21 protein-coding genes and 1 tRNA gene are annotated in these 24,979 nt (G+C 49.0%); 11 read left to right on the top strand and 11 right to left on the bottom strand.

Annotation, left to right across the window (positions count from 1 at the left end):
* Positions 1-105: 105 nt before the first annotated feature.
* The 3 genes from MJ611_RS02100 (at position 106) to rlmB (ending at position 5,223) form a co-directional block, all read left to right on the top strand.
* Entirely contained in the window at positions 106-3,060 is a 2,955-nt protein-coding gene (locus tag MJ611_RS02100; RefSeq protein ID WP_250427720.1) for a glycosyltransferase family 117 protein, read from the top strand.
* A 91-nt stretch (positions 3,061-3,151) separates the two neighbouring features.
* Positions 3,152-4,408 (top strand): GWxTD domain-containing protein, encoded by a 1,257-nt coding sequence (locus MJ611_RS02095; protein WP_250427719.1) that lies wholly within the window; start codon positions 3,152-3,154, stop codon positions 4,406-4,408.
* On the top strand, positions 4,381-5,223 hold the full coding sequence (gene rlmB, locus MJ611_RS02090; protein ID WP_250427717.1) for a 23S rRNA (guanosine(2251)-2'-O)-methyltransferase RlmB: 843 nt from the start codon (positions 4,381-4,383) through the stop codon (positions 5,221-5,223). The genes MJ611_RS02095 and rlmB overlap by 28 nt, the downstream gene beginning before the upstream one ends.
* A gap of 132 nt (positions 5,224-5,355) precedes the next feature.
* On the opposite strand, the gene MJ611_RS02085 is transcribed toward rlmB, so the two are convergent.
* A complete protein-coding gene (locus tag MJ611_RS02085) occupies positions 5,356-6,432 on the bottom strand; it encodes a mannose-1-phosphate guanylyltransferase (protein ID WP_250427716.1) in 1,077 nt (358 codons plus the stop codon).
* 1 nt (position 6,433) lies between these two features.
* On the bottom strand, positions 6,434-7,405 hold the full coding sequence (locus tag MJ611_RS02080) for a KpsF/GutQ family sugar-phosphate isomerase (protein WP_250427715.1): 972 nt from the start codon (positions 7,403-7,405) through the stop codon (positions 6,434-6,436).
* Between the two features lie 64 nt (positions 7,406-7,469).
* On the opposite strand from MJ611_RS02080, the gene recQ reads away from it, so the two are divergent.
* Together recQ and purD are read left to right on the top strand one after the other, a co-directional pair.
* Positions 7,470-9,650, top strand: a complete 2,181-nt coding sequence (recQ, locus tag MJ611_RS02075; protein WP_250427714.1) for a DNA helicase RecQ — start codon at positions 7,470-7,472, stop codon at positions 9,648-9,650.
* 225 nt (positions 9,651-9,875) lie between these two features.
* Positions 9,876-11,168, top strand: coding sequence for a phosphoribosylamine--glycine ligase (purD, locus tag MJ611_RS02070; protein WP_250427713.1), 1,293 nt, complete (start codon positions 9,876-9,878; stop codon positions 11,166-11,168).
* 84 nt (positions 11,169-11,252) lie between these two features.
* Here purD and MJ611_RS02065 read toward each other — a convergent pair whose 3' ends face one another.
* Positions 11,253-11,669 (bottom strand): BrxA/BrxB family bacilliredoxin, encoded by a 417-nt coding sequence (locus tag MJ611_RS02065; RefSeq protein WP_317233135.1) that lies wholly within the window; start codon positions 11,667-11,669, stop codon positions 11,253-11,255.
* Between the two features lie 462 nt (positions 11,670-12,131).
* Between MJ611_RS02065 and MJ611_RS02060 the strand changes: the two genes are divergently transcribed.
* Complete coding sequence (locus tag MJ611_RS02060; RefSeq protein WP_250427711.1) at positions 12,132-12,473, top strand: hypothetical protein; 342 nt, start codon at positions 12,132-12,134, stop codon at positions 12,471-12,473.
* A gap of 306 nt (positions 12,474-12,779) precedes the next feature.
* Positions 12,780-13,289: a GAF domain-containing protein gene (locus tag MJ611_RS02055; RefSeq protein WP_250427710.1), complete on the top strand. Its 510-nt coding sequence runs from the start codon at positions 12,780-12,782 to the stop codon at positions 13,287-13,289.
* A gap of 75 nt (positions 13,290-13,364) precedes the next feature.
* Here the strand turns inward: MJ611_RS02055 and MJ611_RS02050 are convergent.
* Positions 13,365-13,438, bottom strand: a tRNA-Arg gene (locus tag MJ611_RS02050).
* Positions 13,439-13,507: 69 nt separating this feature from the next.
* On the bottom strand, positions 13,508-14,227 hold the full coding sequence (locus MJ611_RS02045; protein WP_250427709.1) for a TVP38/TMEM64 family protein: 720 nt from the start codon (positions 14,225-14,227) through the stop codon (positions 13,508-13,510).
* 146 nt (positions 14,228-14,373) lie between these two features.
* Here MJ611_RS02045 and MJ611_RS02040 point away from each other — a divergent pair, with 146 nt between their 5' ends.
* Both MJ611_RS02040 and MJ611_RS02035 read left to right on the top strand, forming a co-directional pair.
* Positions 14,374-15,513, top strand: a complete 1,140-nt coding sequence (locus MJ611_RS02040; RefSeq protein WP_250427708.1) for a cystathionine gamma-synthase — start codon at positions 14,374-14,376, stop codon at positions 15,511-15,513.
* Between the two features lie 85 nt (positions 15,514-15,598).
* Complete coding sequence (locus tag MJ611_RS02035) at positions 15,599-16,123, top strand: DUF6141 family protein (RefSeq protein WP_250427707.1); 525 nt, start codon at positions 15,599-15,601, stop codon at positions 16,121-16,123.
* Positions 16,124-16,261: 138 nt separating this feature from the next.
* Here MJ611_RS02035 and MJ611_RS02030 read toward each other — a convergent pair whose 3' ends face one another.
* The 4 genes from MJ611_RS02030 to MJ611_RS02015 all read right to left on the bottom strand — a co-directional run bounded on the left by MJ611_RS02030 (position 16,262) and on the right by MJ611_RS02015 (position 18,764).
* Entirely contained in the window at positions 16,262-16,972 is a 711-nt protein-coding gene (locus tag MJ611_RS02030) for an OmpA family protein (protein WP_250427706.1), read from the bottom strand.
* A 287-nt stretch (positions 16,973-17,259) separates the two neighbouring features.
* Positions 17,260-17,658: an NUDIX hydrolase gene (locus MJ611_RS02025; protein ID WP_250427705.1), complete on the bottom strand. Its 399-nt coding sequence runs from the start codon at positions 17,656-17,658 to the stop codon at positions 17,260-17,262.
* A gap of 223 nt (positions 17,659-17,881) precedes the next feature.
* Positions 17,882-18,244: a SpoIIAA family protein gene (locus MJ611_RS02020; RefSeq protein ID WP_250427704.1), complete on the bottom strand. Its 363-nt coding sequence runs from the start codon at positions 18,242-18,244 to the stop codon at positions 17,882-17,884.
* Positions 18,245-18,359: 115 nt separating this feature from the next.
* On the bottom strand, positions 18,360-18,764 hold the full coding sequence (locus tag MJ611_RS02015; RefSeq protein ID WP_250427703.1) for a DUF5329 family protein: 405 nt from the start codon (positions 18,762-18,764) through the stop codon (positions 18,360-18,362).
* Positions 18,765-19,091: 327 nt separating this feature from the next.
* Here MJ611_RS02015 and MJ611_RS02010 point away from each other — a divergent pair, with 327 nt between their 5' ends.
* Positions 19,092-19,592: a DUF421 domain-containing protein gene (locus tag MJ611_RS02010; RefSeq protein ID WP_250427702.1), complete on the top strand. Its 501-nt coding sequence runs from the start codon at positions 19,092-19,094 to the stop codon at positions 19,590-19,592.
* 65 nt (positions 19,593-19,657) lie between these two features.
* On the opposite strand, the gene trxA is transcribed toward MJ611_RS02010, so the two are convergent.
* Complete coding sequence (gene trxA, locus MJ611_RS02005; RefSeq protein ID WP_250427701.1) at positions 19,658-19,984, bottom strand: thioredoxin; 327 nt, start codon at positions 19,982-19,984, stop codon at positions 19,658-19,660.
* Positions 19,985-20,406: 422 nt separating this feature from the next.
* Between trxA and MJ611_RS02000 the strand changes: the two genes are divergently transcribed.
* A complete protein-coding gene (locus tag MJ611_RS02000; protein ID WP_250427699.1) occupies positions 20,407-20,961 on the top strand; it encodes a DUF3575 domain-containing protein in 555 nt (184 codons plus the stop codon).
* A 141-nt stretch (positions 20,962-21,102) separates the two neighbouring features.
* On the opposite strand, the gene dnaE is transcribed toward MJ611_RS02000, so the two are convergent.
* A complete protein-coding gene (dnaE, locus tag MJ611_RS01995) occupies positions 21,103-24,726 on the bottom strand; it encodes a DNA polymerase III subunit alpha (protein ID WP_250427698.1) in 3,624 nt (1,207 codons plus the stop codon).
* Between the last annotated feature and the right edge of the window lie 253 nt (positions 24,727-24,979).

Below are 24,979 nucleotides of genomic sequence, written 5' to 3'. Positions count from 1 at the left end.
TCTACAGAAAGCCGGCCGAAAAAGCCGGCTTTTTTTTGTATTGTTAAGCAAAAGTGCAGAAGCACAAAAGATATTTAGTATTTTCGAAGCTGAATATTAAAAGCTATGACGGATTATCGAAAGATAAACAACATTGTGGGCTGGGTCGTGTTTTTGATCGCGACGGCCGTTTATGTGATGACGCTGGAACCAACAGCCAGTTACTGGGATGCGGGTGAATTCATTGCCTGTTCTTATAAACTGCTGGTACCACATCCTCCCGGAGCTCCCTTCTACCTGCTCCTTGGGCGCATCTTTTCCATGTTTGCAGGCGATGTAACACAGGTGGCCTGGTGGGTAAACCTGCTATCTGCGTTGTGTAGCTCCTTTACGGTGCTATTCCTGTTCTGGTCCATTACCATACTTTCGCGCAGGCTTCTGGTAAAAGAAGGGGTGGCACCAACCAACGGCAACACCGTGCTGATTATGGGGGCTGGCGCCGTAGGTGCCCTGGCATATACTTTCACCGATTCTGCCTGGTTCTCGGCCGTGGAGGCCGAAGTATACGCCATGTCTTCTTTCTTTACAGCCATCGTATTCTGGGCCATGCTGCGCTGGGAGTCTAAAGTGGGCGAGGCACTTTCAGATAAATGGCTCATCCTGATCGCTTACCTGATTGGTTTGTCAATCGGAGCTCACTTGCTGAACCTGGTAGCCATACCGGCGATTGCCTTTATTTACTACTTCCGTTTATACAAACCTTCTTTTAAAGGCGGTGTAATTGCGTTTCTGATCAGCGCCGTTATTGTGGTAGCCATTCTGTGGGGCATCATACCAGGGCTGCCATCGCTGGCCGGCAACGTGGAGGTGTTCTTTGTAAATACCTTTGGTTTGCCGTTCGGCTCCGGTATCATTGTGTTTGTAGCGCTGCTGGTAGGAGCTATCTTTTATGGTATCCGTTATTCTATCAAACATGACAACCGTATCCTTAACACAGCCATACTTTGCTTTGTGTTTATTCTGATCGGCTATTCTTCTTACATGATCATTCCGATCCGCTCGGGCTACAACCCGACCATCGACGAGAACGATCCGCAGGACATCCTGAGCTTTGTATCTTACCTGAAGCGTGAGCAGTATGGCGACCGTCCGTTGTTATACGGGCCTCAGTACAACGCGCAACCTGTAGACCAGAAGGAAGGAGCAGAACGTTTTGTGAAGGGCAAAGAGAAGTATGTGAGCACAGGCCGTAAAGTGGAGCCTGTTTATGATAGCAAAGATAAAACCCTGTTGCCGCGCATCTACAGCGACAATCCGCAGCACCTGCAGGAGTATAAAAAATGGGTAGATCTGCGCGAAGGGCAGATGCCAACGTTTGGTCAGAACATGAGCTTTTTGTTCCGTTACCAGCTGGGCCACATGTACTGGCGTTATTTCCTGTGGAACTTTGTAGGCCGCGAAGGCGATGTGCAGCAGTCGGGTGTGCTGTGGTTTGGCAAGAACAACGAAAACCTGCCCGACCGTGTAGCAAACAGCAAGGCACGTAATGCGTTTTATGCGCTGCCGTTGCTGCTGGGTATACTTGGTTTGATTTACCAGGTGCGTAAAAACGACCGCGATGCCTTTATCGTTGGTTTGCTGTTCTTCTTTACCGGTGTGGCCATTGCCCTGTACCTGAACCAGCCTCCGATTGAGCCGCGGGAGCGCGATTATACATTTGCCGGTTCCTTTTATGCCTTCTCTATCTGGATAGGTCTTGGGGTATTGGGCCTGGCCGATCTGCTGAGCAAAGTGATGCGCAATGCTACCGCCCGTGCTGCCGCGGCTACGGCAGTGGCATTGGTGGTTCCAGTTATACTTGCTGCCGAAGGCTGGGACGACCACGACCGTTCCAACCGCTACCATTCCGTAGACTCGGCTAAAAACCTGCTGGATTCCTGCGCACCAAATGCTATCTTATTCACCAACGGCGATAACGATACCTTCCCGCTGTGGTATGCACAGGAGGTGGAAGGCTACCGCACCGATGTGCGCGTGGCTGTACTCAGCTACCTGAACACCGACTGGTACATCGACCAGATGAAGCGCCAGGCATACAAATCCGACCCGTGGCCGCTGTCGCTGGAGAACGAGAACTACCGCCAGGGCACCAACGATTACCTGCCTTACGTGGAAAGGCCACAGGTTGCAGCGGGCATTGACCTGAAACAGTTCATCAGCCTGGTGAAACAGAACCACCCTGCGCTGCAAGTACAGTATGGCTCCGGCACTACCCTGATGAGCTTCCCGACCAAGAACTTCTTCCTGAACGTGGATAAAGAGAAAGTCAGAAGTATGGGCTTTATTCCGAAAGAGAAAGAAGGAGAGATAACAGACCGTATGCAGTGGACCACTTCGCAAGGGCTGCTGGAGAAAAAGCACCTGATCATCCTGGATCTGCTTGCTACCAACAACTGGGAGCGCCCGGTATACTTCTCCACAACAGTGAACAGTGCGGACTTTATCGGCCTTTCGGATTACTTTGAGTTGGATGGACTGGCATACCGCATCGTACCGGTTAAGTCGAACAACCCGGATATGCCTGGTTACATCAACAAGGAAGTGATGTACGAGAACCTGATGAAGAAATTCAGCTTCCGTGGCTTTGATGATCCGAGCATTTTCTACGACGAGAACTATTACCGTTTCTCAGCTAATGCCCGCGATAAATTCGGCAAGCTGGCGGCTGCTTACCTGGAGTCAGGAGACAAGGCCCGTGCGAAGCAGATCATCGATTACTGCTTTGAGCAGCTGCCTGTAAAAACAGTGCCTTACGACTACTACACGCCACAGTTCATATCGCTGATGAACGGAGTAGGAGAGGAGCAACGTGCCAAAGAACTGCTGGAAGCTATGGCTAAAAGTGCACAGGAGTCGCTGGATTATTTCTTTGCAAAAGGCTCTTTGTTCGATACTGAGATCCAGACAAATATGTATATGCTGCAGCAGTTAGCCGGTGAGGCCGAGAAAATAGGAATGCCGGAACGTTCGCAGCAATTACAACAATCGCTCATGCAATATCTGCAGCGCATGCGGCGTTAAACAAAATAGAGAGTTAAACAGTAAAAAAGCCAGGCCGCCCATAGTGGCCTGGCTTTTTGTTTTTTCTGGCTGTTGTGTTATCCTGTTGCAAATGAAGCACTCAACGACTCTGGTGCCCCTGCTGGCACTGTTACTAATGCTAACGGCCTGTGGTGGAGGCGATGTGCCAACTGCAGCCATCAGCCCACAAGGGCAAAGGCCGTCTGTTACCCGGCCCGTTAGCCCGGTCGTGACAATGCAACACGACTTTTATACTTACAACGATAGTCTCCATCTTTTCCTTCGGTTCGAGGACGCCAGCCAGGTAATGGACCTGCAGCAAACTACCCAGCAACTCGAGTATAGTGTCAGGTCGGGCAGCCGCGAAAGAGACGCTTTGCTTGTGACCGACACCCTGATGGTTACCGGGCAGAAAACAGCTGAAGGCGATGGAGGCGTATACTTTTCCTTTGCGGTTCCGAGCCAGCTGATCGCTGCACCCAACACACTGCACGTGCGGCTCTGGCAAAAACTCGCGGGGCAGGAGCGCGTCGCAACGCTGCACAGCCTGACCCTGAAGCCTGAAATGCTGCAGAAGAAATACCTGATGGTGCAGGCCGGTTCAGGCAAGCCGTTGTTCCGGAACTATGCCAACACCTCAGAAAGGCTTCTGCTGCAGCAATATGGGGAGGCGAAGCCGGTACGGTTTCAGCTGCTGGAGAGCCCCTTTACGCCTGCGCTGCCGCCCATGTCTGTGAAACAGGAGGCGCCCCCTAAGGGAATTCAGGTAATTGATACGCTGCAATTTGAACCAGCCGATACCATAAAGCTGGAGCAGCCGGGCTTATACTTGCTGGCATCGGATTATAAGGGTTCCGGCGGGCTGTTGGTGCAGCCCGGAGCTTTCCCGTTGGTGTCTACGGCACAGGAGCTGCTGCAACCTCTTATTTACCTGACAACATCTACCGAGCGGGAGGCGCTTTTCAGAACAAATAATCCCAAGGCTGCCGTCGATGGCTTCTGGCTGAAAGTAGCCGGAGACAAGAGCACTGCCCGTGACCTGATCAGAACCTATTACAGAAGAGTAGAGCACGCTAACCGGCTTTATACTTCGCACAAGGCCGGCTGGACCACTGACCGGGGCATGATCTATATCGTTTACGGAAGACCCAGCGACATCAGCCGGGTTGGGGCAACAGAAACCTGGATTTACCGTGAATCGGAGTCATCGCCTTACGTGAAGTTCGTTTTTAATAAAAAAGAGAATACCTTTACTGAAAATCACTATGAGCTGATACGGCACCGCGATTACGAGGAAAGCTGGTACAGCACCGTCGCACAATGGAGAGCAGGAGTAACCGAAATGTAGGCAACCGCTACGGAAGCCCAAGAACACCACGAGAAGAAAAGATTGAGATGATCTTCGGATCGCGCCCTATACTGGAAGCTATGCTGGCCGGGAAGGTGCTGGAGAAGATATTCCTGCAGAAAGGAGCGCGTAACCCAACTACCGACGAAATCATCGCGACAGCCAAGCGCTTTGATGTGCCGGTTGTGAGCGTGCCAGTAGAGAAACTAAATAACCTGACGCGTAAAAACCACCAGGGCGCGGTGGCCTTTATTTCGGCTATTACCTATTCGCCGCTGGAGGAGATTGTTACCTCGCTGTTCGAGCAGGGTAAAAACCCGCTGCTGCTTATACTGGACCGCATCACAGACGTGCGCAACTTTGGCTCTATTGCCCGTAATGCTGAATGCCTTGGGGTAGATGCCATCGTGATACCAAGCCGTGGCGGCGCCCAGATCAACGCCGATGCGATTAAAACCTCAGCCGGTGCCCTGCACCTGGTGCCTGTGTGCCGCGAAAACAATCTGAAAGATACCCTGGATTACCTCAAAAACTCAGGCATACAGCTTGTAGCCTGTACCGAGAAAACAGAGCAGAACCTGACGGATGGCAACGTTGACTTTGTAGGACCAACTGCCATTATCATGGGAAGTGAGGAAGACGGCATTTCGCCGGAATACCTGAAAAAAGCGGACGCTAAGCTGCGTATTCCGCTGCTGGGCCAGATCGGGTCGCTAAACGTGTCGGTGGCAACCGGCATCATACTTTACGAAGCCATGAGCCAGCGCCTGCGCGACAGCGGCTACTCCAGCCAAAGCACCTTCGAGCCAAGATAGCAGATTTATACTTTAAGAAAAAAGCCCCTGCAACCATTAGCTGCAGGGGCTTTTTATGTCCAAAAAATTACTAAGTCAGCGGGTTTATACTTCTCTGAATTCGTAATTCATCATTTTTAATTCATAATTCTGTTAAATGTACTCTGCGCCTTTTTTAGACTTGGCGTCGTACATGAACTCCTTTACTTTCTGTTCTTCCTCGAGCCGGCAGATCATCAGCACGTTGTCATATTCTGCCACGATAAAGCCTTCCATTCCCTGTAGTACCACCAGGCGCTCCTTCGGCGTTTTGATGATGCAGTTTTTAGTATCGTAGAGCATTACCTCGCCATCCACTACGTTGCCGCTTTCATCTTTCTGGCCAATGGTGTACAGCGAGTTCCAGGTGCCCAGGTCAGACCAGCCAAAGTCGCTGAGCACCACATATACGTTGTCTACTTTCTCCATGATGCCGTAGTCGATGGAAACGTTGCGGCAATGGGAGTAGGCACGCGTAATAAAGTTCTGTTCTGCCGGTGTGTTATAGATGCTGCTGCCTTCTTCGAAGATCTCGGTGATCTCTGGGAGGTAGAGGCGGAAGGCGCTAAGTATACTTTGCACGTTCCAGATAAAGATACCGGAGTTCCATACAAAGTCACCGCTGTTGATGAACATCTGCGCCAGTTCCAAGTTAGGCTTCTCTGTGAACGTCTTCACCTTTTTGATAGGTTGCGCCTCGTCGTCGATGAACTGGATGTAGCCATAGCCGGTATCAGGTCTGCTTGGTGTAATGCCCAACGTGATCAGTACATCGTCTTTGGCAGCGGCCTCAAGCGCCTGGTCAACTACGTTCGTAAAAGCGTCTTCCTTGAGCACTACGTGGTCGGAAGGTGCAACGATCAGGTTCGCCTGCGGGTTGATCTGCGCGATCTTGTAAGAGGCGTAGGCAATGCAGGGAGCGGTGTTGCGGCCGATCGGCTCCAGCAGGATCTGGTTATCGCTTAGCTGTGGCAACTGCTCTTTCACAAGCCCCTCGTAATCCTTGTTGGTTACGATGAACAGGTTCTCGGGCGGGCAAATGCCTCTGAAGCGTTCTGCTGTCATCTGCAGCATACTTTTGCCTACACCCAGCACATCATGAAACTGCTTGGGGTAATCGGTACGGCTAAACGGCCAGAAGCGGCTTCCGATGCCGCCTGCCATTATCACCACGTAGGTGTTCTTATCCATTTTATACAAGTCCTTCTTTCAGTAAATCGTGGAGGTGCACGAAGCCCTCAAATTTACCTGATTTTGTGACAATGAGTTGTGTAATATTTTTTTCTTGCATGATGGCCAAAGCCTCGGCTGCATAATGGTCCGGTTCAATGGTAAGTGGTGAAGGCGTCATGATATCTGCAGCCTGTATACCTTCCAAGTTATCAAATTTATTCAGCATACGGCGCAGGTCGCCATCAGTTATGATGCCAACCAGCTCGGCAGTGTTATCCTTTACCACTGCCGTGGCACCCAGTCTTTTAGAAGATATTTCTATAATAATTTCTTTCAGGCTGGCGTTCTCCCTAACACTTGGAGCCTGGTTCTGGCCATAGATGTCTTCAACCATCAGGTAGAGGCGTTTGCCAAGCGAGCCGCCCGGGTGAAGGTTGGCAAAGTCGGCGCTGCTAAAGCCACGGGCTTCGAGCAGGCTAACTGCCAGCGCATCGCCCAAAGCCAGTGCTGCCGTGGTGCTGGTAGTAGGAGCCAGGTTATGCGGGCAGGCTTCGCGCTCCACGTAAGCGTTAAGTATAAAATTGGCATTTTGAGCCAGGTAAGAGTCTTTGCCGGAAACAAGGGCAGCCAGTTGCGAGCCTTTGCGCTTGAGCAACGGAACCAATACCTTGATTTCGGGTGTATTACCGCTTTTGGAGATACAGATAACGAAGTCCTCGGGCTGGATCATGCCCAGGTCACCGTGAATGGCGTCGGCGGCATGCATAAACAAGGCAGGGGTACCGGTGGAGTTAAGGGTAGCAACGATCTTCTGGGCGATGTTGGCACTTTTGCCAATGCCTGTCACTACCACCCGGCCTTTGATCTGCAAAATGGCTTCGACACAATTTTCAAAGTCTTCGTCTATGAAATCAGCCAGTTTAGCGATTGCCTCCGCTTCAGAGTGCAATACTTTTTTTGCAGTAAGTGTAATGTTATTAACTAGATTCAAATTAAATTTGTGTTAAAGGCATCCTAAAAGGATACGTTAAAGATTAAATTTTCCGCAAGCTTACATGTCAGTAAAACAAGAGGTAAATCTCAAGAACAAATTAAAGGAAGTTTTCGGGTATAATCAATTCAGAGGAAATCAGGAGCTGATAATTAACAACATTATCAACGGAAAGAACACCTTTGTGATTATGCCGACCGGTGCGGGCAAGTCGTTGTGTTACCAACTGCCTGCTCTTTCACTTCCGGGTACAGCGATCGTGATATCGCCATTAATTGCCCTGATGAAGAACCAGGTGGATCAGCTGAATGCATTCGGTGTGAATGCGCAGTTCCTGAACTCCACGCTGTCGAAGTCTGAAATAAACAAGGTGAAAAAGGAGACGCTGGCCGGTGAGGTTAAGCTGTTGTATGTGGCCCCGGAGTCGCTTACGAAAGAAGAAACCGTGGAATTCCTGCGCGCTTCCAATATTTCCTTTGTCGCCATCGATGAGGCGCACTGTATCTCGGAGTGGGGCCACGACTTCCGTCCGGAGTACCGTCGTATCCGCGGCATCATCGACCAGATCGGGGAGTTGCCTGTTATTGCGCTGACAGCTACGGCTACGCCTAAAGTGCAGCTCGACATCCAACGTAACCTGCAGATGGACGAAGCTTCTGTGTTCAAATCCTCTTTTAACCGCACCAACTTATACTACGAGGTGCGCCCGAAACACAATACCAAAAAGCAGCTCATCCAGTATGTGAAGAAGAACAAAGGGAAGAGCGGCATTGTGTACTGCCTGAGCCGTAAGAAGGTAGAAGAGATTGCGGAATTACTGCGTGTAAACGATGTGAAGGCCCTGCCATACCATGCCGGTCTGGATGCCAACATACGCATGGCCAACCAGGATGCCTTCCTGAACGAGGAAGTGGACGTAATTGTAGCCACCATCGCTTTCGGTATGGGCATTGACAAGCCGGACGTTCGTTTTGTGATCCACTACGACACGCCTAAATCTATAGAAGGCTATTACCAGGAAACAGGTCGCGCCGGTCGCGATGGCCTGGAAGGTAACTGCATCATGTTCTATAGCTACGACGACATTATCAAGCTGGAGAAATTCAATAAAGACAAGCCGGTTACCGAGCGCGACAACTCCAAACTGCTGCTGCAGGAGATGGCCGCCTATGCCGACTCGGCTGTGTGCCGCCGCAAACAGCTGCTGCACTACTTTGGCGAAGCCTACGAGAAAGACTGTGGTTTCTGCGACAACTGCCTGCATCCGAAAGAGCGTTTTGAGGCGCAGGAAGAGGTAGTGCTTGCCCTGAAAGCGGTTCATCAGACAGGGGAGCGTTTTGGTATTGACCACCTCACGGCGGTGCTCACAGGGCTGCGCAACCAGTACGTTACCAGCTACGACCACGACAAACTGGAAGTGTTTGCCCAAGGTAAAGAGCAGGACGTGCAGTTCTGGAGCTCTGTGCTGCGCCAGATCCTTTTATCAGAGTACCTGGAGAAGGATATCGAGAACTTCGGCGTACTCAAAATGACGCAGAAAGGACTTGATTTTATCCAGAAGCCACACGAAATACAGCTGACCAAAGACCACAACTACGAGCAGGAAGTAAAGGAAGACGAGGAGAAAGAAGAAACGCAGGCCCAGGCCGGCCACGATGAAGTACTGTTCGACCTGCTGAAAAACCTGCGCAAGAAGCTTGCCCGCGAGAAGAACCTGCCACCTTATGTGCTGTTCCAGGACCCTTCTCTGAAGGAGATGGCTACGGTGTACCCGACCACGAAAGAAGAGCTGGCGCATATCGCCGGAGTGGGTATGGGCAAGGTTCAGAAGTTTGGCAAGCCGTTCCTGGACATGATCAGCAAGTACGTAGAGGAGAACGACATTGTAACAGCCTCTGACGTAGTGGTGAAAACCACTGTAAACAAGTCCAAGATCAAGATCTACATCATCCAGCAGATTGACAAGAAAGTGGACCTGGAGGAGATCGCAGCATCCAAGGACCTGACCATGCAGGAACTCATCGAGGAGATCGAGCACATCTGCTACTCGGGCACCAAGCTGAACCTGAACTATTATATCAACAGCATTTTGGACGACGAACGCCAGGATGAGATCTACGACTACTTCATGAATGCCAGCACCGATAACATCGGGGTGGCGCTGAAGGAGCTTGGCACCGACGACTATACCGAAGAGGACCTGCGCCTGATGCGCATCAAGTTCCTGTCGGAGTATGCGAATTAAATTGTTGATTGATCCATTGTTGATTGTCTGACAGAAAAAAACAGCAGGAATACGTGCAAAGAGACCGTTGTATCAGAGCAGCGGTCTCTTTGTTTTAAATACTCTTTGAAAGTAAAAACAATGGTTTGTGCTGCACTGGCAATTATAAATCTTTAACTTCGCAACAGTAGTTGAGTAAAGCTGAGTACAGCAAAAAACAATCAGCAATTAGAGATTAAGAAGACTATGAACGTACTGATAATAGGGTCTGGAGCGCGCGAGCACGCTATTGCCTGGAAACTAAGCCAGAGTGAGTACTGCGATAAAGTGTTTGTGGCCCCCGGCAATGCGGGCACCACTTGTTTTCACACAACCGCAAGTATAGATATCTATGATTTTGAGGAGATAGCCAAGTTTGCTTCCGATTTCAATATCATGATGATCGTGGTAGGATCAGAAAATGCGCTGGTTGAAGGGATTCATGATTACTTCCAGAGTACGGAGTACCTGAAGCATATTCTGGTTGTAGGGCCAATGAAACTTGGTGCACAGCTGGAAGGCAGCAAAGACTTCTGCAAAGGATTTCTGCAGAAGTACAACATCCCTACTGCCCGTTACCAGACATTTACAGAAGAAACATTCCGTAACGCAGTAGAGTACCTGCGCAACCATACGTACCCTGCAGTGCTGAAAGCCGATGGACTGGCTGCAGGCAAGGGCGTTATCATTGCCAAAGATTATGAGGAGGCCATTTTTGCCCTGGAAGACATGCTGCGCAACAAGCGTTTTGGCAATGCCAGCAGCAAAGTGGTGATCGAAGAATACATGCAGGGAATCGAAGTATCGGTGTTTATACTTACCGATGGCAAAGAGTATGTGCTGCTGCCGGAAGCAAAAGACTACAAGCGCATAGGCGAAGGCGACACCGGGCTGAATACAGGCGGTATGGGTGCTATTTCGCCGGTGCCGTTTGCCGATGAGGTATTCATGCAGAAAGTGAAAGCCAGGATCATCGAGCCTACGTTGCAGGGCCTGCAGGCAGAGAACATCCCGTACACCGGCTTCCTGTTCATCGGGCTGATGAACGTGAACGGCGAACCTTATGTAATTGAGTACAACGTACGCCTGGGCGACCCGGAAACCGAAGCCATTCTGCCGCGCATCAAATCTGACCTGTTCGAGCTGTTCCGTGCCCTGCACGACCATACTCTGGGAAGCTATAAACTGGAGATAGACCCCAGAACGGCAGCTACGGTGTTCCTGGTATCAGGTGGTTATCCGGAAGGCTTTGAGAAAGGCAAAGAGATCTCAGGCCTCGAGAATGTGCCGGAAGATGTGCTGGTGTTCCATGCAGGCACCAAGCTGGTAGACGATAAACTGGTAAGCAGCGGCGGCCGCGTAATAGCAGTTACAGCCCTGGGCGATACCTTGGATGCTGCGCTGGCAAAAGCAAATGCAGCCGCAGAAGCTATTACCTGGCAGGACCGCTACTACCGCCACGACATCGGTTTTGACCTGCGGCAGGTGAGTGCCCGGTAATGCACGTATAAAGTATAAATAAGTATAAAAGTAAAAGGCCGATGAGAAATCATCGGCCTTTTACTTTTAACGGTTTCTGAAAACTTAGCAGTATGCTTCGAAAGCACCCTGCAAGTTGTCTACAATGCGGTTCAGGTCGTTGCCCTCGATGTGGTAACGCTCGATCATGTGCACCAGTTCGCCGTTCTTGAACAACGCGATAGACGGTGAAGACGGAGGATAAGGCAGCATGAACTCACGAGCCTTTGCTACAGCTTCCTGCTCCATGCCTGCAAACACGGTGATGAGTTTATCCGGTCTTTTCTCGCTGGCTGCAACAGCCATTTTCAAAGCAGGGCGTGCCTTAGAAGCAGCACAACCGCATACCGAGTTGATTGCCACCAGTACAGTACCGTTGTCAGTAGACAAAGCCTGTTGTACCTCTTCTGGTGTCATCAGCTGCTCGAAGCCTGCAGAAGTCAGGTCCTCACGAATCGGGGCAACCATATATTCAGGATACATTCCCATAATTATCTGTTTTTAAGTATGTAATAAAGTAATGGTACAAAAGTAACAAATATTCCACAATTAAAAGTTTACAAAGCAGCATGTGCTTTTATTTCCTTTCCGGGGTTCTGTAAAATCACTAAACTGATATTCTTGCCATAATTTATGGGATAGATTTATGAACTTTTGCAAAGAATAAAACCATAATACGACATCTTCTGTATATGCCGTTTACAATAAGATACAGTGCAATTCGACAACCAGTGATTTCAGCAGAAAGTGTCCTGAGCAAGTGTGGATTAGAGCATATCCCTTGCTTAACTACCAATGCAGAGTTGCCCCGAATCATTTATATAAAACAGAAGGTACAGGTAAATTAAGTTTGGTTTGGCTGCACAGTCATACTTTGGCTGCCGAACTACTTATAATACAGTTATTGTACCTGACGCCGAATGTAGGAAATGTTACCCTATTGATATGAAAAGCACTCACCCGGAAAAGCAGAAAGTGCAGGTTAGTTATTACTACATGCCTGCCGGACATGACAGGAAAGCTGAAATCATCCAGATAATCAACAGCGATTCGTGGTGCATCGAAGTACCGACCCGGGAGGAGGACCTGGAGCTGTTTTCCTTTTTTCAGAGAATAGCCACTGTTACCGAGATTGCTCAGTTTGGAACAAGCCAGACCTGGCGGATCTTTACCTCCTGGGAAGCGCTGGAAGAAGATCATCATCTGTACCAGGTAGACCAGGATATCCTTGCCATCCTGATGGCGCACCGGGGTAATTACAGGCTATCAGAAGAAATAGCGGCTTAGCCGCTGAAAGTATAACATAACTTAAAATAGGGCGCTGCTTACGGGTAGTGAGCAGTGTACCTGAAGTATACATAAAAGGGCGGCAGCGTTAAGTTGCCGCCCTTTTATGTATAACACCAGCCTTCCAGCAGTTGTACTTTAGTGCCTTTAAAGCTATATTACCTATACACTTATAAAAAAAAACATCATTTAAATAGCTAATATCTGATTTACAGTTACTTGCGTATAGCTGTTTAAATGTTTTAATGATAACTAACAATTTATAGTTGAACGTGTTCGGGTATGAGGTACAGGTTTGTTCATACCATGCCGACAGCATGGTCGCTGGAAGAGCAGGAACTACTTGATGAGGCTGTTACTTTTACAAATGATTATGTAGGAGACGATTTCTTCAGAGATGTCAGTGTTTTCATTTCGGAGAAGCTGGCAATCGATTATGTTGTAATCGGCAAGTTCGTGCAGCCTGATAATGAAAAAATAAGAACTCTGATTGCTGTGCATGACGGTGAGCCGTTCGGGAACTTTGACTATGACGTGAAAAATACGCCCTGTGAGCATGTACTCATCAATGGCGTGTGCTTTTACCCAAGCGATGTAGCAGATCATTTCCCGGAGGATGTAGCCTTGCAGGAGCTATCCATACAGAGCTATATGGGTACGCCCCTCACCGATGTCGATGATAACCGCATCGGGCTGATCGTGCTGATGAATATTGGAGAGATCAGGAACCCAAATCTTGTACAAACTTTTCTGACCATTATTTCTCCCAGAATAGAAGAGGAAATCCTAAAAGGAGAACAGCAGGCAGCTGGCTAAGAAATAAGACAGGAGAGGTACAAGAATCTGCAGAAATTAAAAAGCCCATCAGATCGCTCTAATGGGCTTTTTCGGTGGTCGCGAAGGGAGTCGAACCCCTAACCTTCTGATTCGTAGTCAGATGCTCTATCCAGTTGAGCTACGTGACCGTTTCCGTTATTGTGAGTGCAAAGTAAAGGCCTTTTTCCTTTCAAAGCAAGCCCTCCCTGCAAAAAAAATCAACTTTTTACGGACGCGTCTTTTAAAGCTTTCTTCAGTGCGCGGTCAAAAACAAAGTATAAACCGCCTATCGAAATGATTATCAGCGCGATCATGAGCAGCTGACCGCCGCTGCCGCTGTCCGGGTTCTGCAATAAATTTATGACATCGCTGGCCTGAGTGCCTATCCAAAAGAAGAAAAGTGTGCGGGGTAGCATGCCAACGATACTTGCCAGGAAGAATTTTTTGCGGTCTACCTGCAGCAGCGACAGCACAAAGTTCATCAAAGCGAAAGGCAGTACCGGCGAAATGCGCGTCAGGATGATGAGGCTCCAGCTTTGCTGGCGCAGTTCCTGCATCAGGAAGAGGGCCTTTTCAAACCGGTTAAGAAACGACATCATTTTACCGTGGTCGATCAGCCGGGCTACGCTGTAGCCTACCAGCGCCGCTATGCCATATGACACGATCAGGCCCGGGAACAGCGTCCAGCTCAGGTAAAAGCCGCTGACCAAAGCTACAAAAGTGGTAGGCGTGAGGGCAAAGGCCATGGTTACCGATACGGCAGCAAAGTATAAAAGCATTTCCCACCACTGCAGGTTCTGCAACAGGCCCTGGTACTGGTACAATACAAGGGCAATGGTTGAGCTTACTACTACCGGCACTACCACCAGTAGCAGCATGGATACAAACGTAGAGGCATTCTCACGTATAAAGCTCCGCAGGAGCGGCAGTTTTTTCATAAACTATACTATAGGCACCGCTCGTTAAAGAGGCAGCACCAGGCAAAACAAACTATAAATAACACATACGGTAGCGAAGCCATAAATCCTGAAAAGTAAATTTATTAACTTGCGGCATACCGTTTTATCCTAAAACATACAAACGCATGAAGTTCGGAACAAAAGCTATACATGCTGGCGTAGAGCCAGATCCAACCACAGGCGCCATCATGACGCCAATATACCAGACCTCTACTTACGTACAACGTTCGCCTGGCGACCATAAGGGCTACGAGTACTCACGTACGCACAACCCAACCCGTACAGCCCTGCAGAACGCGCTGGCAGCACTGGAGAACGGCAAGCATGGCCTTTGTTTCGCCTCTGGTATGGCAGCCGTAGACGCGATCATCAAGATGCTGAAGCCTGGCGATGAGGTGATCTCCACAAACGACCTGTACGGCGGCAGCTACCGCATTTTTACAAAGATCTTCCAAAACTACGGTATTAAGTTCCACTTTACTAACATGGGCGACCTGAGCAAGGTGGAGGAACTGGTGAACGAGAACACCCGCATGATCTGGGTAGAGACGCCAACCAACCCGCTGCTCAACATCATTGATATAAAAGGCTGCGCGGCTATCGCCAAAAAGCACAACCTGTTGCTGGTAGCCGATAACACCTTCGCTACGCCCTACCTGCAAACCCCACTTGACCTGGGAGCCGACATCGTGATGCACTCGCTGACCAAGTATATGGCCGGCCACTCGGATGTGGTAATGGGTGCTGTGATCGTGAACGACGACCAACTGCACGAGCGCCTGGCATTTATCCAGAATGCCTGCGGTGGCACACCGGGCCCACAGGACTGCTTCCTGGTGCTGCGTGGCATTAAAACGCTGCACATCCGTATGGAACGCCACTGCCAGAACGGCCGCAAAGTTGCCGAATACCTGAAAAACCATCCGAAAGTGGAGCGCGTGTTCTGGCCAGGTTTTGAAGACCACAACAACCACAACGTGGCACGCGAGCAGATGAACGACTTTGGAGGTATGATCTCGTTTGTGCTGAAAGGAGACAGAATTGAGGATGCCATGCGTACGTTGGAGCGCTTCAAGTTCTTTGCACTGGCAGAGTCGCTGGGCGGGGTAGAGTCGCTTTGCGGGCACCCGGCTACCATGACACACGCCAGCATTCCGGCTGCCGAACGTTTGAAGGCAGGCCTGAGCGATTCGCTTATCCGTTTGAGCGTAGGCATCGAGGATGCAGAAGACTTGATTGCTGACCTTGAGCAGGCAATTGGCTAAAGTGCCCGAATAAAGAAAGTATAAAGCCGTTTGTTGTAAACTACAGCAGGCGGCTTTTTTCGTATGTCGGTTTATACTTTACACTATGGCAGCACAGGCTATACTTTTTAAGGAAAAGCAACGCTACACGCAGTTTTGGTTATGGGCCATTTTGCTGGGGGTATCGGGGCTGTTGCTTGCCGGCTTTGTGTACCGGGTGTTTCTGGGGAGCAATATGGGCAACCATACCCTCTCCGATATACAACTGGGCTTGGTGGTATTACTGGTAGGAGTGGGGCTTCCGCTTTTCTTTTTCAGGATGAGGCTGATCACTAAGGTGCTGCCTGGAGAGGTGCGGGTGCGATTTTCTCCTTTCCAGCTGAAAGCAGTGCGCATACCGCTGCACCTGGTGCGTGATTTCGAGCGGCTGGTGTACAACCCCATTGGTGATTACGGTGGCTGGGGTATACGCTGGAGTTCCAAAGGCAAAGCTTACAACATGTCGGGCAACGAAGGGGTGCAGCTATACTTCTACAACCGCAAGCCCATCCTGATAGGCTCGCAGCGCTCGCTGGAGCTGTTCGAAGCAATCCGTAAGGCAAAGGAGATGGGACCGGGAAAGGAAGTATAAGTATAAGTATAAGTATAAGTATAAGTATAAGTATAAGTATAAGTATAAGTATAAGTATAAGTGCCACTACAGCGCTTATAAAAGAAAGAGCCGGAGCTTTTAGCAAGCTCCGGCTCTTTCTTTTAAAGGAATATTGAATTAAGACTGGATACCCAGGATCTTGTAAACTTCAGTCAAGTCTGGCGTCAGGATGATCTCCGTACGGCGGTTCTTTGCTTTAGACGAAGCGCTGCGACCTGTATCTACAGGCTGGAAGAAAGCGCGACCTGCAGGAGTGATTCTATCAGGCGACAAACCTTTGTTAGTCATCATACGGGTGATCTCAGTGGCACGCAGCACGCTCAGGTCCCAGTTATCGGCAATTTTCTTGGTTCCTGGCAGAACTTCCACATCATCTGTGTGGCCTTCCACCATCACGCCAACTTCCTGGTTCTTGTTCAGTACCGATACCAGTTGGTCCAGCGCTTTCTGGCCGCCGGCGTTTACCTTGGTGCTGCCTGTGGCAAAAAGCAGCTTGTCAGACATCGACACATATACTTTTCCATCGCGAACGCTTACGCTCATATCGCCCTGGTTAAAACCTTTCAGTGAAGCAGCTACTTCGTTTTTCAGGTTGTCCAGCGTTTTTTGCTGCTCGTTCATGGCACGCTCCATATCAGCCAGTTTCTGCTCACGCTCTTTCAGGGTGTTGCTTAGTTCGTCTACTTTCTGACGGCTGGCAGCCTGTTCGCGCTCCAGTGCTTCTTTGCTGGCTTTCAGGTCGTCGTACTTTTTAGAGGACACGCAAGAAGCTAAAAGGCTGGAGCAAAGCAGCACAGAAAGAGAGGCTTTAGTGAAGTTGAATTTCATGTGTTTTACTTTTGGTTGTTGAATGTTTTGATAGTATAGTAATAAGTTGATGTTACAAATATGGTAAATGATCAGGTGCTAAACTATATAAAATAACAAAAAGGCAGCTGCTTTAGAGACAGTTTTATGCCTAAACGGTATAATTTCTTTAATATTTTATAATTCCTATATTTTTAATTAAACAGCTGCTTTTCAATGTGTTAATTTTAGATGGATGCCTGAATTAAGCGAAAGCAAAGTTGTTGAGCAAGTACCTGGTGCAACAATAGGCAGGACTGATTTTATACCTACCGGAGCAGCCCTTGCTGGTAAAGCCAGTCAAAGATCAGTTTGTCTACTTCCGATACCTGCTGCCTGTGCGCGTAGCTGAGCCACACGAACTCTTCAATTTCGGAACTTGCCACCATGTTGCCTTTATAAGTGCCGCTGTAGCAGGTCATGCATACTTCAATGCCCGCAGCATGCCCGTGGGCCTGGGCTCTGAAGGTGCCTACATAGGTCAGGGATGCCGGTTCAAGCTCTATGTTTAGCTCCTCTCTTATCTCCCGCACCAGCGCTTCGGAATCTGTTTCGTTGCCTTCCCGCTTGCCTCCGGGTATGTAGTAGGTGTCTTTGCCTTTGCTGCGGGTGCTTAGTATTTTGCCATCCTGCAGTTCGAGCCAGGCCAATTTGTCGATCCATTTCATGCTGCGAAGATAAGAAAAGCGCAGAGGCACTAAAAACCTTCACCAACCGGGGTAGTCCCCTATACTTTTCAATTTGCGAAGTAGGTAGGGTGTCTGTCTTCGCATTGAAAGAAGCGATGTACCTGTCTGCAAAGACTTGTGGTTGCGGCAAAGTATAAAAGAGAAGGGCCGGGTAGTTATGACCCGGCCCTTCTCTTTTATACTTGTAGTTATACTTCAATGCTTAGGCATCTGATTTGATCCAGTTCATTGCGTGCATGCGTTGCTCGGGTTCAAAGTACTTGATTTTGGCGGTGGTAAACGGCGAGGCCATGATCGTAAGCCAGTCGATCCATTTTTTGTCGCCCACGATGGCTGCCTTTTTAAAGTCGGCGGCGTGCCTGAAGTCGAAACGTATTTCGTCCCAGAGTGCGCGCAACGACAGGTCTTCTACGTCCTGTACATCTGCAAACACCTTGATTTTGCCGTACTGCTTTATCTTTTCTTCCAGAATTGGCAACATCACATCGTAGTCTCGCTTATCCACATCCCCGGACAGCCGGAAAGCAACTATATCGTCCTTTGATTCTTCTAATAGTTGTAGCATAGCTGAAGACGTTTAGTGTTTATTCTAAAGTATAGTACTGGTTTGGTGCAGAACTAAAGCACTTTTGCTCAGGGCATGTGCCTTAAAGTCTCCTTACAACAGGAAAAAGTGTGCATTATTTCCCTTCAATTCTTTTAAGCTCGCGCTTCAGCAGATCTCCCAGCCTCACAACCTGGCCATCGGGCATTTTCACGGTATAGTATTCGCCTGACATAGAAGACTTAGTTGCCAGATGCTGGATAAACTCTTCTGCCGTTTTTACTTCGGAAGCATGTTTTTCACGCTTCACCTGCAGGTGGTCTGCTGCCTCGGCCGGATCGTGCTGGCTGCCGTTACGGATGCAGGTGGCGCCTTTCAGCCCCCGGATATAGTTCAGCAACATATCTATCTTCTGATCTTCGGAAAGCGTGGTAGTGGAAACAGGCTGTGTGGTTGCTTTATTGCTTTGCTGCGCAGTTACGTGCTGTAATGGTGTGAAGCCGGCAAGCGCAACGATGGCAAAAAACATTACTCGGAACATAAACTGATAATTTATTTTAAACTTATTGATGGTACCCTTTACGTTAACTTTGAATACATGCAACGGGTTTTGCAGTTAAAGGGATGTTTTATTTCATTCCCTGGGTTTAGCAATGACCTGTAAATAAACAGGAACTACAGCTTTCTGCCTGCTACCAGAAGTATAAAAGCTACCTTGCCGGGTACTAGATACAACGTTAAATCGGGTACTTAGGATAAGTAACAACGCGCCGTTTATTCCTGCAAGCTCCTAAATTTCAGTATAATCTAAACCTGTGGTCATTGTGTAGCTATAACTTTCGGAGATATGCTTCCGTTTGGGATGGGTATGCCTGAATTTTTTAACATGGCCTTTGGTGTTGCAGATACCACGTTAACCTGGTGGCAGATGTCTCTGCGCGCAGTAGTGGTTTTCTTAGCCGCACTTGCTATTATCCGGATAGGGAACCCACGTATCTTCGGCAAAAGTACCGCCTTTGATATCGTGCTGGGAATCATGTATGGTTCCTTGCTGAGCCGTGCCATTACCGGAAATTCTCCCTTGTTTCCTACTATCGTTGCCTCGCTTGTGCTCGTGCTGCTGCACCGTGCTTTGGCATCTGTGGCCTATAGCATGCGGTGGGGTAGTGTCAGCGACTTTCTGAAAGGAAGAACGATCACGCTTATTAAGGATGGAAAGCTGCAACAGGAGGCGCTACGGGAAAACAGCATTACTGAAAACGATCTGAAAGAGGCCTTGCGCAAGCAAGGCTGCACCGACTTGGAAGATGTGCACACCGCCTGCCTCGAGCGCAACGGCGACATCAGTGTAGTGAAGAAAAAAGAATAAGTATAAAACGCGAAAGCCTCTCCTGTGAGGAGAGGCTTTCGCGTAAATATAAATAATACGTTAGCTTACGCCATTTGCGCATCCAGTTTCTGAGACAGCACGTTTTTAGGCACAGCGCCTACCTGCTTGTCTACTACCTGACCGCCTTTGAATACCAAAAGTGTTGGGATGCTGCGGATACCAAATTTTGCAGAAACCTGAGGGTTAGAGTCTACATCAACTTTACCGATAACGGCTTTGCCTTCGTACTCACCGGCCAGCTCTTCTACGATCGGGCCTACCATGCGGCATGGTCCGCACCACTCTGCCCAAAAGTCTACCAGCACAGGTTTATCTGAATTGATGATCTCATCAAAATTAGCGTCTGTGATTTCTATTGCTTTGTTAGCCATAACTTTAGCGTTTTGTTGGTTAATTTCTGTGTTATAAATATAGTAACAAATATAGGTTCGTCAAATTTGAGCCCAAACTGCAGCTCATGACATCTTGTCCTACATCTGTAGCTGCCTTCGTAAATCCGAGATTTATACTTACGAAAGAACGTAGCTAAAGGTGTAATTTCATTTGTATAAACAAATGTTGTAAATAAAAGTTTCTGAAGCAAGCGGGGGAATAAAAACAAGCATTAAGGAGAACCAATGTTAACATCTGATATTTATCTTTAGTCAATAATAAGTATGAATAAAGTGATTGTAGTATAGACCATTAAGTTTTGATAAGCTTTTAATCGGCCAGGTTGATGAAGAACCTTTGTTTTCTAACGCTAATTCTATCTCTGTTGCTTTCTCGAAGCTTTGGAGTCTATGCACAAAGTATGGAGGGGGCATCCGACAGCAGCCCTAGGACTAATGTAGTTAAGCTGAATACACTGCCTCTGCTGGTAGGCTCTTTTAACTTGTCTTATGAGCGGCGCATCTCTTCGTATTTTTCTGGGGCTATAACAGCTACGGCTTATCCAAAGCGATTGGCTTGGTCTGAAAAGGATACGACTTCTGCTTACGCCCTTACAGTTGATTTTAAAATTTATGTGAAGGGAGAGTCGCTTAACGGGATTTATGTAGCGCCTTTCCTTAAGTATCGCCTGCGAAGAAACAATGCAAAAGAGGGAACGAGCACAGGGGGAGCTCCATTCTTTTTCTACAGACCTGACCGGGAAGAAGAAAGGTGGGTAGGTTATGGTGCCGGTGCTACGGTAGGCTTTCAGCAGGTATTTCCGAAAGGCTTCACGTTGGATACGTTCCTGGGGTATGGCAAGTATTTTCACCAGGATCTGGTCGGCCAAACGAATTATACAAAGCAACAGATGGAATATCGTAAGCCTCTACAACACGACTTTCGCCTAGGCCTGTTGCTAGGGTATGCTTTTTAAGGTAATGCTGCTGTTTCGGACAGAGATGTCCGGATGAGCATAATGAGCGCAAAAGAAAAAGGTACGCCACCGTAGCAGCGCACCTTTTATACTTTTAAGTATGAGCAGATTCATCTTCACATCTCCTCATCTCCAAATTAACTATAGCAGCTTGCACTCACCCAGCCCCAGATCCTTGATTGAGTTCAGGAATAGTTTCGGGTCTACTCTATACTTACGGGAGTATGTCGGCAGCGCCAGTTTTTCATCCGGAACATGCAACGTTATCTCCAGTCGTTTCTGGCCGGCACTATTCACAATGGCATTCTCCAAAGCCTCAGCCAGATTAGGCGTGAAATGCTGCAGGTTCACGTTTACCTGTACCCCTTGCGCCATTTTGTCCATCACATCGCCAAGCAATTGGATGTTAACAGGCTTCAGCTCCCACTGGTCTTCGGTTTTGTAACGCAGCTGTACTTTGCCCCGGATGAACAAGTACAAGCCCTGCTTCAGGTAAGGCGAGAACTTCACGTAATCCTCCCCGAACAACGCCATTTGCAAGGTAGAGTCGTAGTCTTCGATAGAGAACAGCGCGAATGGGTTACCGTTCTTCGCAGTTCTAATCACCACCTCCGATACCATACCTGCTACGTTGATATCTTTATTCTTATGGTTGGCAATGTCAGCTAAGGCCGAAGTACAGTAGGAATCAATTTCCAGCTTGAACTGGTCGAGTGGGTGACCGGAGATGTAGAAACCTACTACCTCTTTTTCGCGGCGCAGCATTTCGGCCTGCGTCCAAGGGGCTACTTCCGGAATCTTTGGCATTGGCGCAGCTACGGCGGCACCTCCTCCAAACAAGGACTGTTGTGCAGCCTGCTGCTCTGCCTGATAGTTGTTGCCGTAGCGCACAGCCTTCTCCAGTAAGCTGATGTTTTCGCCTTCCGGTACTTCCATCAGCTGGGCGCGGTGATACAGGCCAAAAGAGTCGAAGGCTCCGGCCAAAGCCATACTTTCAAACGTCTTCTTGTTCACGGCACGCAGGTTCACGCGCTTTGAGAAATCGAAGATATCCTGGTACATGCCGTTCTTTTCCCTTTCAGAGATGATGGCATCTACGGCAGCTTCACCGGTTCCTTTTATCGCAGCCAGACCGAAACGGATCTGCCCCTGCTCGTTCACGTTGAACTTGAGCAAAGATTCGTTCACGTCCGGACCCAACACCGGCACACCTTGTTTGCGGGCTTCCTCAATAAAGAACGTCACCTTTTTGATGTCGTTCATGTTGTTAGTGAGCACCGCCGCCATGTACTCGGCAGGGTAATGAGCCTTCAGGTAGCCAGTCTGGTAAGCCACCACAGAGTAAGCGGCAGAGTGAGAGCGGTTGAAGCCGTACTGGGCGAACTTCTCCATCACGTCGAACACCTCCGAAGCCTTCTTTGCTGGGATCTTATGCATTTCATGAGCACCGGCAATAAACTTCTCGCGCTCCTCGGCCATCTTCTTCATGTCCTTCTTACCCATGGCGCGGCGCAGCAAGTCGGCACCACCCAGCGAGTAACCGGCCAGAATCTGGGCCGTCTGCATGATCTGCTCCTGGTATACCATGATCCCGTACGAGTAGTTCAGGATCGGCTCCAGCAGCTCGTGCGGGTATTCTACCTCTTCTTTGCCATGCTTACGGTTAATGAAGTTCGGGATGAACTGCATCGGGCCCGGACGGTAAAGGGCGTTCATGGCAATCAAATCTTCAATGTTGGTAGGCTGCAGGTCCTTGAGGTACATGCGCATACCTTCCGACTCAAACTGGAACGTACCAATGGTGTCGCCGCGCTGGTAAAGCTGGTAGGTCTTCTCGTCGTCAATCGGAATTTCATCAATGTTGATGTCAACGCCGTGGTTCTTCTTGATCAGCTCCAGCGCGTCTTTGATGATGGTCAGGGTTTTCAGGCCCAGAAAGTCCATCTTCAGCATGCCAGCACTCTCGATCACTTTGCCATCGAACTGCGTTACCAACAGGTCAGCGTCTTTGGAGGTTGATACCGGGATATAGTTGGTAATATCGTCCGGGGCGATGATTACACCCGCAGCGTGTATACCGGTGTTACGCACCGAGCCTTCCAGCTTTTCAGCCAGCTTGAGTACGGCAGCGCGGGCATCGTTACCCTCACGAATAGCGGCCAGCTCCAGGTTCTCCATAAAGGCTTTCGCCAAGGTAGTACCCGGTGTATCGGGTACCATTTTGGCCAGTTCGTTGGCTTCGGCAAGCGGCAGGGAGGTAGAGCGGGCCACGTCTTTGATAGACGATTTAGCCGCCATGGTACCGAAGGTAATGATCTGCGCTACCTGTGTTTTACCATACTTGTCCACCACGTAATCGATCACGCGCTGGCGGTTCACGTCGTCGAAGTCAATATCAATATCGGGCATGGATACACGCTCCGGATTCAGGAATCGCTCGAACAGCAGGTTATACTTGATCGGGTCGATGTTGGTGATACCAACGCAATAAGCCACCGCCGAACCAGCCGCCGAACCACGACCAGGCCCTACGAACACGCCCATATCACGGCCTTTGTTAATGAAGTCCTGCACGATCAGGAAGTAACCGGCAAAACCCATCGTCTTAATCACGTGCAGCTCAAAATCTAAGCGTTCGGTTACCTCGGCAGTGATCTCAGAATATCGCTTAGCTGCTCCTTCGTACGTCAGGTGGCGCAGGAAGTCATCGGCATCCGCATGCTGCGGCGGAATAGGAAAGTTTGGTAACAGGATGTCACGCTTCAGTTTCGGAGGCGTAATCTTGTCTACGATCTCGTTGGTATTATCGACAGCCTCCGGAACGTCCTTGAACAGCTCGTTCATCTCGGCCTGTGTCTTGAAGTAGAACTGGTCGTTCGGGAAACCAAAACGGGTTTTCGGGCCAGCCTCGTCAATGCGCTGCAACATCTGGCGGATGTTTGGCATGTGGCTATACTTGTTGCGTACATTATCAACCGTATCGTAGATTACCTTCTGGTCATCTGTCAGGAAACGGTAATAGCGCGTCTGAAAGTCACCAACCGGCGTACTTTGGTCTTCTCCTGTGTTCACGCAAAGCAGGATGTCGTGCGCGTTCCAGTCTTCCTGGTCCACGTAGTGGGAGTCGTTGGTGCAGATCACCTTCACGTTATACTTCTTGGCCCACTTCAGCAATACCTGGTTAATGTCTTCCTGGCTTTTGCCGGTGCCGTCGATGTTCTGCAGGCCGTGGCGCTGTATCTCGATGTAATAGTCTTCGCCGAACACATCGAGCCACCACTTAAATATCTCTTCTGCTTCTTCTTCGCTTTTCCAAAGTATAGCCTGTGGTACTTCGGCACCAATACAGCAACTGGTCGCAATAAGGCCTTTGCTATACTTCAGCAGCAGCTCTTTATCAATACGCGGCCACTTGCTGTACACCCCTTCAATATAAGACAGCGAGCAAAGCTTGGCCAGGTTCTGATAGCCTTCCTGGTCTTTTGCCAGCAATAGCTGGTGGTGGCGCACATCTTTCTGCTCTTTGGTAAAAGTTTTCAGGTGGCGGTCAGTAACCAGGTAAAATTCGCAGCCCACGATCGGTTTCACGTTATACTTGTTGGCCTCGTTCACGAAGTTGAAGGCGGCAAACATGTTTCCGTGGTCGGTCATGGCAACGGCAGGCATGCCATCAGCCTGAGCTTTTTTCATAAGCGCGCTAATGCTGGCCTGGCCGTCGAGCAGCGAGTATTGTGTATGGGTGTGTAAATGCGAAAAAACAGGCATTTATGGGGAATTAAGAATTACGAATTATGAATTACGAATGACTACAAATCTGGAAAACCATTTCTAGCTGCTACTTTACCAATTTTAGTTTTAGAAATATCATAGGATTATGGAAGCGGGAAAAATCATACTTTCCTGCATTCATAATTCATAATTTATAATTCATAATTGGCGCAGCCCAAGTCATTTTCGGGATGTTAAAATTACGGAAAAACGGGCGGCTGCCCAAACTATAAAGCAGCCCATTTACCAA

Source organism: Pontibacter ruber (assembly GCF_023630205.1).
In the GTDB taxonomy this organism is placed as follows: Bacteria; Bacteroidota; Bacteroidia; order Cytophagales; family Hymenobacteraceae; genus Pontibacter; species Pontibacter ruber.
This window is presented reverse-complemented; position numbering and strand designations above follow the sequence as displayed.